Annotated in this window: 12 protein-coding genes and 1 pseudogene; 8 read left to right on the top strand and 5 right to left on the bottom strand. The window is 72.8% G+C overall.

The genetic code is table 11. From position 1 onward, the window contains the following. Positions 1 to 241 precede the first annotated feature (241 nt). The 4 genes from QQM72_RS31575 to QQM72_RS31560 all read left to right on the top strand — a co-directional run bounded on the left by QQM72_RS31575 (position 242) and on the right by QQM72_RS31560 (position 6,586). A complete protein-coding gene (locus QQM72_RS31575; protein ID WP_314224253.1) occupies positions 242 to 1,324 on the top strand; it encodes a S1 family peptidase in 1,083 nt (360 codons plus the stop codon). A 171-nt stretch (positions 1,325 to 1,495) separates the two neighbouring features. After that, positions 1,496 to 1,828, top strand: a complete 333-nt coding sequence (locus QQM72_RS31570; RefSeq protein WP_314224252.1) for a hypothetical protein — start codon at positions 1,496 to 1,498, stop codon at positions 1,826 to 1,828. Between the two features lie 175 nt (positions 1,829 to 2,003). Beyond that, entirely contained in the window at positions 2,004 to 5,585 is a 3,582-nt protein-coding gene (locus QQM72_RS31565; protein WP_314224251.1) for a DNA polymerase III subunit alpha, read from the top strand. Next, a complete protein-coding gene (locus QQM72_RS31560) occupies positions 5,582 to 6,586 on the top strand; it encodes a DNA polymerase Y family protein (RefSeq protein WP_314224250.1) in 1,005 nt (334 codons plus the stop codon). The genes QQM72_RS31565 and QQM72_RS31560 overlap by 4 nt, the downstream gene beginning before the upstream one ends. Positions 6,587 to 6,608: 22 nt before the next feature. On the opposite strand, the gene QQM72_RS31555 is transcribed toward QQM72_RS31560, so the two are convergent. After that, entirely contained in the window at positions 6,609 to 6,983 is a 375-nt protein-coding gene (locus tag QQM72_RS31555; protein WP_020128199.1) for a cupin domain-containing protein, read from the bottom strand. 137 nt (positions 6,984 to 7,120) lie between these two features. On the opposite strand from QQM72_RS31555, the gene QQM72_RS31550 reads away from it, so the two are divergent. Next, entirely contained in the window at positions 7,121 to 7,564 is a 444-nt protein-coding gene (locus QQM72_RS31550; protein WP_314224249.1) for a MarR family winged helix-turn-helix transcriptional regulator, read from the top strand. A gap of 174 nt (positions 7,565 to 7,738) precedes the next feature. Continuing rightward, entirely contained in the window at positions 7,739 to 8,608 is an 870-nt protein-coding gene (locus tag QQM72_RS31545) for an esterase/lipase family protein (RefSeq protein ID WP_314224247.1), read from the top strand. A 76-nt stretch (positions 8,609 to 8,684) separates the two neighbouring features. On the opposite strand, the gene QQM72_RS31540 is transcribed toward QQM72_RS31545, so the two are convergent. After that, complete coding sequence (locus tag QQM72_RS31540; protein ID WP_314224246.1) at positions 8,685 to 9,737, bottom strand: lytic polysaccharide monooxygenase auxiliary activity family 9 protein; 1,053 nt, start codon at positions 9,735 to 9,737, stop codon at positions 8,685 to 8,687. Between the two features lie 152 nt (positions 9,738 to 9,889). Between QQM72_RS31540 and QQM72_RS31535 the strand changes: the two genes are divergently transcribed. Further along, positions 9,890 to 10,351, top strand: coding sequence for a GNAT family N-acetyltransferase (locus tag QQM72_RS31535; protein WP_314224245.1), 462 nt, complete (start codon positions 9,890 to 9,892; stop codon positions 10,349 to 10,351). Positions 10,352 to 10,363: 12 nt separating this feature from the next. Here the strand turns inward: QQM72_RS31535 and QQM72_RS31530 are convergent, their stop codons facing one another. After that, positions 10,364 to 10,498, bottom strand: a complete 135-nt coding sequence (locus QQM72_RS31530; RefSeq protein WP_107085289.1) for a hypothetical protein — start codon at positions 10,496 to 10,498, stop codon at positions 10,364 to 10,366. Between the two features lie 140 nt (positions 10,499 to 10,638). Here QQM72_RS31530 and QQM72_RS31525 point away from each other — a divergent pair, with 140 nt between their 5' ends. Beyond that, a complete protein-coding gene (locus tag QQM72_RS31525) occupies positions 10,639 to 11,253 on the top strand; it encodes a class I SAM-dependent methyltransferase (RefSeq protein WP_314224243.1) in 615 nt (204 codons plus the stop codon). A 66-nt stretch (positions 11,254 to 11,319) separates the two neighbouring features. Here QQM72_RS31525 and QQM72_RS31520 read toward each other — a convergent pair whose 3' ends face one another. Together QQM72_RS31520 and QQM72_RS31515 are read right to left on the bottom strand one after the other, a co-directional pair. Beyond that, positions 11,320 to 11,823 (bottom strand): DUF402 domain-containing protein, encoded by a 504-nt coding sequence (locus QQM72_RS31520; protein WP_314224242.1) that lies wholly within the window; start codon positions 11,821 to 11,823, stop codon positions 11,320 to 11,322. Next, positions 11,804 to 12,019 (bottom strand): annotated as a pseudogene (locus QQM72_RS31515) (GNAT family N-acetyltransferase); the annotation flags it as partial. The gene QQM72_RS31520 and the pseudogene QQM72_RS31515, both read right to left, overlap by 20 nt. Between the last annotated feature and the right edge of the window lie 104 nt (positions 12,020 to 12,123).

Here is a 12,123-nt window from a genome sequence, read left to right as displayed (position 1 = left end):
ACCGCCGGGTAAGTGGTTACTCACGCGTAGCGTTTGCAGTGCGAATTCTCCTGTGGTGGCCAGGGGATCTTCCGGGGCGGTGAAGGCGTGGAGGGCGCGCGGTGTTCACCCTGTGCGCGTCCTGAAGTCGACCTTGTGTGCTCCCTGTGCGGTTCGGAAGAGTGGGCGCCCGTCAACCAGCCTTCCGGCTCGGAGCTGCCCCCATAGCCGCCCGGGTCGACCCCCCACAGGAGGACGCGAGTTGAAGCACCGACGCATACCCGGGCGGCGGATGGTCATGACGGGCGCGGGCATCGCCGCGCTCGTCGCAGCCGGAGTCACCTTCCAGACTGCGAACGCCAGCGAGCCTGCGAAGACCTCGCAGCCCGCCCCCCTCTCGGCCCTCGCGGCCGGAAAGCTCGCCTCGACGCTCGGCCAGGACCTCGGCGCCGACGCGGCGGGCACGTACTACGACGCGAAGAGCAAGAGCCTCGTGGTGAACGTCCTCGACGCGGCCGCCGCGAAGACCGTCGAGGCGGCCGGCGCCAAGGCCAGAATCGTCGAGAACTCCCTCGCCGAACTGACCGGCGCCCGTACGACGCTCAAGGCGGACGCGTCCGTCCCGGGCACCGCCTGGGTGACCGACCCGACCACCAACAAGGTCGTCGTCACCGCCGACGGCACGGTCTCCGACGCCGAGTGGGCCAAGCTCACCAAGGTCGTCGACGGGCTCGGACAGGTGGCCGAACTCCAGCGCAACAAGGGGGAGTTCAAGCCCTTCATCGCCGGCGGCGACGCCATCACCGGCGGCACCGGGCGCTGCTCCCTCGGCTTCAACGTGGTCAAGGGCGGCGAGCCGTACTTCCTGACCGCAGGGCACTGCACCGACGCCATCTCCACCTGGTCGGACTCCTCCGGCACCGAGATCGGCGCCAACGAGGTGTCCAGCTTCCCGGACAACGACTACGGCCTGGTCAAGTACACCGCCGAGGTCGACCATCCGAGCGAGGTCGACCTCTACAACGGATCGGCCCAGCAGATCACCGGCGCCGCCGAGGCCACCGTCGGCATGAAGGTCACCCGCAGCGGCTCGACCACCCAGGTGCACTCCGGCACGGTCACCGGCCTGGACGCCACGGTGAACTACGGCAACGGTGACATCGTCAACGGCCTCATCCAGACCGACGTCTGCGCCGAGCCCGGCGACAGCGGCGGCTCCCTCTTCTCGGGCAGCAGCGCCGTCGGCCTGACCTCGGGCGGCAGCGGTGACTGCGCCTCCGGCGGGGAGACGTTCTTCCAGCCGGTGACGGAGGCGCTGTCGGCGACGGGGGCCCAGATCGGCTGACGGTCCCGTAACGGCCCTTGGAGCCTTCGAGCAGCTGAAGTCCCGCCCCGCGCGCGCGAGGGGCGGGACTTCGCACGTGTCCGGCGCGGCGCGCCACGGTCCGGCGCGGGTCGCCGCGGGCCTCGCGGCCCGCTCGGCGCGCGGCGCGTCCGCAGGGCCGCCGCCGGCAGGGTGACGACGACCCCCGCGACGCCCCCCGCGACCGCCCACGCCGACAGTGCCGACGGCGACGAGGGCGTGCCGGTGCCCTCGGAACAGGCGATCGAGCGAGTCGCCCAGGTCCCCGCGCCCGGCGGCAGCGCCGGACCGATCGCCTTCCGGGACGTCGGGAGCGGCGGGGGCGCGAGCGCGCCGCCCGCGCCGGGGTTGCCCAGGGTCACCACGAGCGGGACGGCCGGGCCGATGCCGGCGAGCCCGAAGACGCCCCGGAAGGCGGGCGTGGCCGCGCCGACGGCGAAGACGACCAGCGTGCGGAGCCCCCGGCAGGTCGCGAGGGGGCACTGACGGAGCCGCGGGGCGGGTCGGCGCCGGTGGCCGGTGTCATGTCCCCACGGTCCGGGGCGGGGGGTGTTTTCGCAGGTGGGAGGCGTCCGAACGGCTGTCGTACAGACGTTCGGAAATTGGTCTATGGTGGGGGTGGGGCAGTTGGGAACTGATGTTCGATTAACGGGAGGTGCGGATGTCAGGGTTCACGCACCTGCACACCGTCTCCGGGTTCTCCCTGCGCTACGGCGCCTCGCACCCGGAGCGGCTGGCCGAGCGCGCCTCGGAGCGGGGGATGGACGCCCTCGCCCTCACCGACCGCGACACCCTCGCCGGCTCGGTCCGCTTCGCCAAGGCCTGCGCGAAGGCGGGTGTGCGCCCGCTGTTCGGAGTGGACCTGGCGGTGGCGCCCCCCGAGCGGCCGCAGAGCGACGCGTCCGTGCGACGGGACAGGCGCCGCACCCCTGTGCGCGGGGGCGCCTTCATCGACGAGTCGACACCCCGTGTCACCTTCCTCGCCCGCGACGGCGCCCGGGGCTGGGGCGACCTGTGCCGGATCGTCACGGCCGCGCACGAGGGCGAGGGCACCCCGCTACTGCCCTGGGCCGAGAACCACGGTGCGGGCCTGACCGTCCTGCTCGGCCCCGCCTCCGACGTCGGCCGCGCGCTCGCCGCGGGCCGGCCGGACCGCGCGGCGAAGCTCCTCGTCCCCTGGCGGGAGGTGTACGGCGACGCCCTGCGGCTGGAGGCCGTCTGGCACGGGCGCACCGGCACCGGACCCGGCTCCCTGCGGCTGGCCGCCCGTACCGTCGGCTTCGCCGCCGAACAGCGGATCCGGCCCGTCCTCAGCAACGCCGTCCGGTACGCCGACCCCGGCCAGGGCCCGGTCGCGGACGTGCTGGACGCCGCCCGGCGGCTGGTCCCGGTCGACCCGACGAAGGAACTGGACTCCGGGGAGGCCTGGCTCAAGGACGCGGGCGCGATGCTGCGCACGGCCGAGCGGATCGTCGAGGCCGCGGGCTACCGGCGCGACACCGCGCACCGCCTGCTGGAACAGACGCGGGCGACGGCCGCCGAGTGCCTGGTCGACCCCGAGGACGACCTCGGCATGGGCGCCGTCCACTTCCCCGAGCCGCACCTCGTCGGCGCGGGCCGCCGCACCGCCCAGCGGACGCTGGCCTCCCGGGCGGCGGCCGGTATGGTGCTGCGCGGCCACTCCGGCAAGCGCGCCTACTGGGAGCGGATGCACCGGGAGCTGGACATCATCGCCCACCACGGCTTCGCCTCGTACTTCCTGACGGTCGCCCAGGTCGTGGACGACGTGCGGGGGATGGGCATCCGGGTCGCGGCCCGCGGCTCCGGCGCGGGATCGCTGGTGAACCACCTGCTCGGCATCGCGAACGCCGATCCGGTCGAGCACGGGCTGCTGATGGAGCGCTTCCTGTCCAAGGAGCGGGTCGTGCTGCCCGACATCGACATCGACGTGGAGTCCGCGCGCCGGCTGGAGGTCTACCGGGCGATCATCGGCCGGTTCGGCACCGAGCGGGTCGCGACGGTCGCGATGCCGGAGACGTACCGGGTCCGCCACGCCATCCGGGACGTCGGCGCGGCCCTGTCCATGGACCCGGCCGACATCGACCGCATCGCCAAGTCCTTCCCGCACATCCGGGCGCGCGATGCCCGGACGGCGCTGGAGGAACTGCCCGAACTCAGGTCGCTGGCGGGGGAGAAGGAGCGGTACGGACGGCTCTGGGAGCTGGTCGAGTCCCTCGACGCCCTTCCGCGCGGAGTCGCCATGCATCCGTGCGGGGTGCTCCTCTCCGACGCCTCCCTGCTCTCCCGTACGCCGGTCATGCCGACCAGCGGCGAGGGGTTCCCGATGGCCCAGTTCGACAAGGACGACGTCGAGGACCTCGGGCTGCTCAAGCTGGACGTGCTGGGCGTGCGGATGCAGTCGGCGATGGCGCACGCGGTGGGCGAGGTGAAGCGGGCTACGGGGGAGCGGATCGACCTGGACACGCTGAAGGCCGGCGACCCGGCGACGTATCGGCTCATCCGGTCCGCCGAGACGCTGGGGTGCTTCCAGATCGAGTCGCCGGGCCAGCGGGACCTGGTGGGGCGGTTGCAGCCGGCCACCTTCCACGATCTCGTCGTCGACATCTCCCTCTTCCGGCCCGGGCCGGTCGCCGCCGACATGGTGCGGCCGTTCATCGAGGCGCGGCACGGGCGGGCGCCGGTCCGGTATCCGCACCCGGATCTGGCGGAGCCGCTGCGGGACACCTACGGGGTCGTCGTCTTCCACGAGCAGATCATCGACATCGTCGCCGTCATGACCGGCTGCGGGCGCGGTGAGGCGGACCGGGTCAGGCGCGGGCTGTCGGACCCGGAGTCGCAGGGGCGGATCAAGGTGTGGTTCGCCCAGCACGCGGCGGCCGGCGGATATGACGCAGAAACGATTCAGCGGACCTGGGAGATCATCGAGGCGTTCGGCTCGTACGGCTTCTGCAAGGCGCACGCGGTCGCCTTCGCCGTGCCGACGTACCAGTCGGCGTGGCTGAAGGCGCACCACCCGGCCGCCTTCTATGCCGGGCTGCTCACCCATGACCCCGGGATGTACCCGAAGCGGCTGCTGCTGGCGGACGCGCGGCGGCGGGGGGTGCCGGTGCTGCCGTTGGACGTGAACAGGTCGGCGGTCGCCCACCGTATCGAACTGGTGTCTGATTCGGAGTCTGATTCCTCCGGTGCGGGCTCTGATCCATCCGGTTCCGGGGTCTGGGGGCTGCGGCTCGCCCTTTCCGACGTGTACGGCATCACCGAGGCCGAGGCGGCACGGATCGCGGACGGGCAGCCGTACGCCTCGCTGCTGGACTTCTGGGAACGGGCGCGGCCGAGCCGTCCGCTCGCCGCGCGGCTCGCACAGGTCGGCGCGCTGGACGCGTTCGGCGCCAACCGGCGCGATCTGCAACTGCACCTGACCGAACTGCACCGGGGGGCCCGGGGCGCGGGCGGCGGTCAACTCCCGCTGGCCGGCGGCCGGCAGACCACCCCGGCCGGGCTGCCCGACCTGTCCTCCGCCGAGAAGCTCAGCGCCGAACTGGGCGTGCTGTCGATGGACGCCTCGCGCCACCTGATGGACGACCACCGGAGCTTCCTCGACGAACTGGGCGTGCTGTCGGCGCGCCGGCTGCGCGACACCCGGCACGGCGAGACGGTCCTCGTGGCGGGTGCCAAGGCGGCCACCCAGACCCCGCCGATCCGGTCCGGCAAGCGGGTCATCTTCACCACCCTGGACGACGGCACCGGCCTGGTGGATCTGGCCTTCTTCGACGACTCCCACGACGCCTGCGCGCACACCGTCTTCCACTCCTGGCTGCTGCTGGTGCGCGGGGTGGTGCAGCGGCGCGGCCCGCGCAGCCTCAGCGTGGTGGGCGCCGCCGCCTGGAACCTCGCCGAACTGCTGGAGGTGCGCCGGGACGAGGGCCTGGAAGGGGTCGCGGCCCGGCTGGCCGGCCCTGGCGGCGCGCCGGGCGTGGATGCCCCGGACGCGGACGTCCCTGACGCGGGCGTCGACGGCGACGGCCCGGCGCGCGCCCGGCTCGCCGGTTCGGACGGGCTGCCCGCGCCGGCGGGCTCGGCCGCCCGGGACGCGGGGGAACAGCGGCGCATCCGCATGTCCACGGGGTACGAGATGCACCCCTGGGCCGATCTGCGCCCCGCGGGCGAAGGGCCCGCGGTGGGAAGGAAGTTGTGGCACCAGAGTCCGGGGAGTGCGGGATGACCATCCTCTGCGTACGTTTCCAGCTGCCTTCGGCGGACGAGGCCGCCCTGCCGGCGCTGCTCGGGCTGCTGGAGGAGTTCACGCCGGTCGTCGAGGCGTTGCCGCCGGACGGGGCGCTGGCCGATCTGCGCGGCGCCGAACGGTACTTCGGGCGCAGCGCGGTCGAACTGGCGTCGGTGATCAGAGTGCGCGCGCTCGCGCTGCACGGGGTCGACTGCGTGATCGGCGCGGGCCCCGGCCCGGTGTCGGCCCGCGTGGCGCTGCGGGGCGCCCGGCCCGGGGTGACGTGCGCGGTCCCCGAGGGCGGGGTAAGGGAGTTCCTCGCCGAGAAGCCCGTCGTGGCGCTGCCCGGTGTCGGTACGGCGACCGCCCGCACCCTGTGCGAGTACGGCCTCGACACCCTCGGCCGGGTCGCCGCCGCACCCCTGTCCACGCTCCAGCGCCTGGTCGGCGCGAAGGCGGGCCGGGAACTGCACGACAAAGCCAACGGCGTCGACCGCGGCCGGGTCGTACCGAACGCCGTCTCCCGCTCATTGGCCACCGAACGCCCCTTCACCCGCGACGAGTTGGATCCCGACCGGCATCGCCGCGCGCTTCTCTCGGCCGCCGGGGAACTGGGCGCCCGGCTGCGTGCCGCGGAGAAGGTCTGCCGCACCCTGACCCTCACCGTGCGCTACGCCGACCTCCCCCGCTCTCGAACAGGCTCGAGCGCAGGGACCCCCACCGCCACCACGCGCAGCCGCACCCTCAGGGAGCCGACAGCGCACTCGGCGGCCCTGACGAGAACGGCGTACGGCCTGTACGAGGCGCTCGGTCTGCAGCGCGCCCGGGTCCGCGCGATCGCCCTGCGCGCCGAGGCCCTCGTCCCCGCCGACCAGGCCTCCCACCAGCTCACCTTCGACCCCGTGGACGAGAAGGTCCGCCGGATCGAGGAGGTGGCCGACCGGGTGCGGGCGAAGTTCGGGCCGCAAGCGGTGAAGCCCGGGACGCTGGCGGCGTGAGGCGACGGCGGCCGGAACGGGGTCAGTTGGCCCACAGGGGAGCGATCCGGGTCCCGTCGGCCAGCTCCGCCTCCAGGCCGATGGACGTGGTGACCCAGGAGAGCGCGGTGTGATCGGTCGGGTTCTCGACGGCCAGGGTCGCCCCCGGATTGACGATCACCGTGTCGCCGGCCCTGATCCGCTCGGCGCGGCCGTCGAGCGTGAGGATCAGCTCGCCGACGAGCAGGTGGAAGATCTCCTCCCGGCTGACGGTGTGCGCGGGCGCCTTCGTCCCGGCGGGGATCTCGCCCCGCCAGGCGCACAACTCCTTGCTGCCGGTGCGGGGAGTGGCGTACGAGACGAAGCGGGCGCCGTGGATCTCGTGGGTGACGGCGTCGGACGAACGGATGACGGGCATGGGTGTCTCCTGTCGGTTTCGGCTTCCGAGGGCGTCGTCGCTGCTGGACACGCGCCCGAAGATGGTCAAGTAGCTTGACTGTCCGCCCTCATGGTCAAGCTGCTTGACCAATCTGTCAAGGATGTTTCAATGCGGACGTGCAGAACTCCGAAGCCCTCGCCCTCAGCGCCGTCCTGCTCGCCGCCGCGGGCGAACTCACCCAGCGCGTCAACGACGGTGTCCTCGCCCGCGGATTCGAGGCGCGGCCCGCCTACGGCTTCGCCTTCACCCGGCTCGCCCCGGACGGTGCCACGGTCACCGAACTGGGCGCGCACCTCGGGGTCACCAAGCAGGCGGCGAGTCAGCTCGTCGAGGAGCTCGTGCGGAAGGGGTACGCCGAGCGCCGGCCGCACCCCGAGGACGCGCGGGCCCGGCTGATCGTGCTCACCGAGCGCGGCTGGGAGTGCACCAGGGCGGCGGAGGAGGCGGCCGCCGAGGCGGTGCGGGCATGGGCCGCCGTGCTCGGCGAGGGGCAGGTGCGCCTTCTGCTCGACCAGCTGTCACGAATCGCGCCCCATGGCCCCATTCGGCCCGTTTGGTGACGGCATATCAGTGATCCCGGGTCCACGGTGACTACCACTGGAAGTTTTTACTGACGCGTAACTTCACAGTTCAGCTACTCGCCCGTAACTTGACGAGTGAACAGCATCCTCGTGATCCGGGTCACAGGGCGTAAGGCCATCGCATCCTCCCTTGAGCCGCAAGGAGATCACTCGATGCTGCCCTGGAAACGCGCGCTCAGACCACTCGCCGCACTGCTGCTGGCCGCCGCGGCCGCCACCGTCCCCGCCACCGCCGCCCACGCCGACGCCGCCGCCACCGCCTCGGCGAGTGGCTGGAACGACTACCGCTGCAAGCCCTCCGCCGCACACCCCCGCCCCGTCGTCCTGGTGCACGGGACCTTCGGCAACTCGGTCGACAACTGGCTGGCCCTCGCCCCCTACCTCACGGTCCGCGGATACTGCGTCTTCTCCGTCGACTACGGCCAACTGCCGGGCGTGCCGCTCTTCAACGGCCTCGGACCCATCGACAAGTCGGCCGCGCAGCTCTCCGCCTTCGTCGACAAGGTGCTCGCCGCGACCGGCGCCGCCGAGGCCGACCTCGTCGGCCACTCGCAGGGCGGCATGATGCCGCGCTACTACCTGAAGTTCCTCGGCGGCGCCGCCAAGGTCAACGCGCTCGTCGGCGTCGCCCCCGACAACCACGGCACCACACTGGGCGGACTCGCCAACCTGCTGCCCTACTTCCCGGGCGCCGAGGACCTCCTCTCGGCCGCCACCCCCGGCCTCGCCGACCAGGTCGCCGGATCGGCCTTCCTCACCAAGCTCAACGCGGGCGGCGACACCGTCGCCGGTGTCCGCTACACCGTCATCGCCACCAAGTACGACGAAGTGGTCACGCCGTGGCGCACCCAGTACCTCAGCGGATCCGACGTGCACAACGTCCTGCTCCAGGACCTGTGCCCGGTGGACCTCTCCGAGCACGTGGCGATCGGTCTGCTCGACCGGATCGCCTTCCATGAGGTGGCCAACGCGCTCGACCCGGCCCACGCCACCGCCACCACCTGCGCGTCCGTCTTCAGCTGACGCGCAGGTGGTCCGCCGGGGCCTGTCCGGCCTGAGCCGCCGGTCAGGCCCCGGAGTACCGAGGAGGAACGGCGACTCAGCGGCCGTGCCGTCCGCCGCTCACCGCGCGCCTGCGCACCGACCCGAACAGCAGCGCCGCGCCCAGCGCCAGGACGGCCGCGCCGCCCACCGCGAGATACGGGGCGCTGCCGTCGCCGCCGGTCTCCGCGAGGCTCTCGCCCGAAGCCGGACCGGCACCTGCCGCGCTCGGCTCGTTGGCCGTGGCGGGCGACTCGGCCGCGGTGGAGGGCCCGGTCGTGGCGGACGGCCCGGTCGTCGGGTCGGTCGTCGGGTCCGTCGTGGTGGTGGCGTCGTCGTCCCCCTGACCGTGGTGCTCGACCGTCGACTTGTCGGCACCGTCCTCGATCTGCTCCTCGGAGGGCGCGGAGGCGGACGGCGCGGTACCGGTACCGGTCCCCGCTCCTGTGCCCGTGTTCGTGTTCGTGCCCCCGAACGTCACGTCCGAGCAGGAGTAGAACGCCTCCGGGCTGTCCGAGCGCTGCCAGACCGCATACAGCAGCTGCCTGCCCGAACGCTCGGGGAGGGTCCCGGAGAAGGTGTAGAAGCCGCCCGACGCGACCGGGTCGGTGGCCGTCGCCACCGGGTGCTCCAGGTCGAGGTCGGACCAGGCCAGCGGCCCGGCGGGGTCGTAACCTGCCTTGGTGAGATAGACCTTGAAGGTGCCTTTGTGCGGGGCGGTCACGCGGTACTCGAAGGTGTACGAGCCGCTGTCGACGCTCGTCGCCGGCCAGTCGGCGCGGGGCAGGTCCAGGCCCTTGAACTCGTCGTTGTTCGCGCTGCACAGTCTGCCGTCCGGGATCAGCTCCTGGTGGCGGCCGTTCGCGTCGCCGATGCGGATGCCGTTCCAGTCGTACAGCGCCTGCGTCCCGCCCGCCGCGACCGCGGCCCGGCACGCGTCCGACTTCGGGCTCTCCGGACCTTCCGCGTAGCACTGGGCGACCCGGCTGACCGGATCGCCCATCGACCCGTGCGCGGCCGCGGGCGCGGCGGACAGCAGGGTCAGGGCCGCCGGGATCAGTCCGACGGAGGCGACGGAGGCGACGGCGGCGGCCTTGCGGCGTGCGGGCATGGGGGAACTCCTCGGAACCGGAACAGGTGGTGGCCTGATGTGTGCCGGAACCAAGAAACCGCGGATTCACCTGCTCGGGAGGGTCCGTGGCGATCTTTAGGGTCGCCTTAAGGAAGCGCTGAGACGGGGATCAGGTAGGTAGCGTGCACGGCATGACGAGCGAGGAGATCCGGCCCGCCACGGCGGCCGACGTGCCGGCCGTGCAGGCCGTGACGGACGCGGCGTACACGCCCTACATCGAGCGCATCGGGCAGGTGCCGCAGCCCATGGAGGCGGACCACGCGGCCGACGTGGCCGCGGGGAAGGTGTTCGTGACCGGCGACCCGCTCGGTGGCGGGGTGGTCGGCCTCGTGGTGGTCGAGGCGTTCGCCGACCACCTGTTCCTCGACAGCATCGCCGTCCGTCCCGACGCCCACGGCGAGGGCGTCGGGCGGCGGCTGCTGCGTTTCGTGGACGCACACGCGCGTGCGCTGGGGCTGCCCGAGGTCAGGCTCTGCACCAACGCGATGATGTGGGAGAACCAGGAGATCTACCCGAAGTACGGCTACGTGCTCGTGGAGCGGCGCGTGGACGGGCCGTACGACCGCGTCCACTACCGCAAGCGGCTGGACTGAAGGCGGCGTCGCTCAGCCGTCCGGCCACCAGGTGCGTGCGATGTCCTTGCGCACCTCGGGGCGGCCGGCGGGCCGTTCCTCGACCTCGTCACGGATCCGGCGGGAGTCCGTCTTCTTCAGGGGCTTCTGCACGGTCGTACGGCGCATGGCTGCCTCCTTCAGGAGCTACCGGGTTCCGCGTTCGCACGGAGGTAGACCCTTTGGGGGAGAGTTCCTCATCGGCCCCCCTTCTGTCAGTGGCGGCTGTCACGATTCGATTGTCAGTGGTGGGTGTCACTCTTGGGCACATGAGGGAAAAGAGTGACGAAGCGACCACGCTCGGTGTCGACTGGGACGCGGCGGCGGCCGCCTTCGACGAGGAGCCGGACCACGGCCTGCGCGACCCGGGGGTGCGCGCCGCCTGGGCCCGGCGGCTGCGTGGCTGGCTGCCGGAGCGCGGCTGTGACCTCCTCGATCTCGGCTGCGGCACCGGCAGTCTGTCGCTCCTCGCGGCCGAGCAGGGACACCGGGTGACGGGGGTCGATCTCTCTTCGGCCATGATCGACCTGGCCCGCGCCAAACTCGCCGGGCGTGACGCGGTGTTCCTCGTCGGTGACGCGGCGGCGCCGCCGGTCGGTGAGCGGCTCTTCGACACCGTGCTGGTACGGCACGTGCTGTGGACCCTGCCCGACCCCGCCCGGGTCCTGCGGCACTGGCGCGGCCTGGTGCGGCCCGGCGGGCGGCTCGTGCTGGTCGAGGGCGTATGGGGGACCGTCACCCCGGTCGGCATACCGGCGGACCGGCTCACCGCCCTGCTGGCCCCGCTGACCGGGCACGCGCGCGTCGAACGGCTGTCGGAGGACGCGGGGCTGTGGGGCGCAGCCGTGACGGACGAGCGGTACGCGGTGGTGGCGACGGTGTGAGGCGCCGGCGTGCGGCGGTGCCGTGAAACGCGCTGCTGTGAAACACGGCGGCGGGCGGACGGCCCCTCACTCCAGCAGCGACTCCAGGCCGCCCTCGGCGCCGGCCAGCGCCTCCAGCTCGTCGAGGGCAGTCACCGCGGCCGCCGCGGCCGCCGGGTCCCGCTCCGCCAGCCCGCTCTCCTCGAACTCGTCCTCGTCCAGTCGCCGTACGTCCGTCCCGTCGGCGGAGCGCCACAGGTCCAGGTCGAGGTCCTCGACGACCAGTTCGCCGCCGGACAGCGTGGCCGGGCGGGTGATGTCGCAGTACCAGCCCTTCAGGGCGCCCGTCCGGTCGCGGACCTCCTTCACCGCGTACCAGCGGTCCCGCCAGTAGTACTCGGTGAAGACGTCACCCGCCTCGAAGCGGACGAAGCCGAAGTCCCGTACGGCGTCCCCGGCCCAGGGGGCGCGCACGGCGATCCGGGTGCCGTCGTCGGACAGCAGCTCGGCCGCGTACCGGATCTTCGTCCGGCCGCCCTTGACGAGGACGACGTCCACCGAACCCCCCGACTCAGCCGAGTTCCCGGACATGCCGCACCTCCGTCGCGCAGATCCCGTAGCCGAACCACTTGTTGACCGCGAGCATCGGCCCGTTGCCCGCGTCGTCGCCCGTGTACGCCCGCGGGTACCCCGCGGCGCGGGCCCGGTGCGGCGAGTCGTTCTTGACGAGCCTGGCCGGGCCCCGGCCGCGGTGGTCGCGGGCGGGGCCGGTCATGCCCGTGGCGTACACGATGACCGTCATGTGAGCGCACGCTACGGTCGGGCGACCCGGTCCGCCTCCCATTTTCGGCTTCGTCCGCACTCCCGTTCCCCGGCGGGTGCGGGACAATC

Source organism: Streptomyces zaehneri (assembly GCF_032248645.1).
GTDB classification, from domain to species: Bacteria; Actinomycetota; Actinomycetes; order Streptomycetales; family Streptomycetaceae; genus Streptomyces; species Streptomyces coriariae.
This window is presented reverse-complemented; position numbering and strand designations above follow the sequence as displayed.

Coding starts and splice junctions, on each gene's coding strand:
- QQM72_RS31525 (WP_314224243.1), top strand. CDS start 10,639: ATGAGGGAAAAGAGTGACGAAGCGACCACGCTCGGTGTCGACTGGGAC.
- QQM72_RS31545 (WP_314224247.1), top strand. CDS start 7,739: ATGCTGCCCTGGAAACGCGCGCTCAGACCACTCGCCGCACTGCTGCTG.
- QQM72_RS31530 (WP_107085289.1), bottom strand. CDS start 10,498: ATGCGCCGTACGACCGTGCAGAAGCCCCTGAAGAAGACGGACTCCCGC.
- QQM72_RS31555 (WP_020128199.1), bottom strand. CDS start 6,983: ATGCCCGTCATCCGTTCGTCCGACGCCGTCACCCACGAGATCCACGGC.
- QQM72_RS31560 (WP_314224250.1), top strand. CDS start 5,582: ATGACCATCCTCTGCGTACGTTTCCAGCTGCCTTCGGCGGACGAGGCC.
- QQM72_RS31565 (WP_314224251.1), top strand. CDS start 2,004: ATGTCAGGGTTCACGCACCTGCACACCGTCTCCGGGTTCTCCCTGCGC.
- QQM72_RS31520 (WP_314224242.1), bottom strand. CDS start 11,823: ATGTCCGGGAACTCGGCTGAGTCGGGGGGTTCGGTGGACGTCGTCCTC.
- QQM72_RS31535 (WP_314224245.1), top strand. CDS start 9,890: ATGACGAGCGAGGAGATCCGGCCCGCCACGGCGGCCGACGTGCCGGCC.
- QQM72_RS31540 (WP_314224246.1), bottom strand. CDS start 9,737: ATGCCCGCACGCCGCAAGGCCGCCGCCGTCGCCTCCGTCGCCTCCGTC.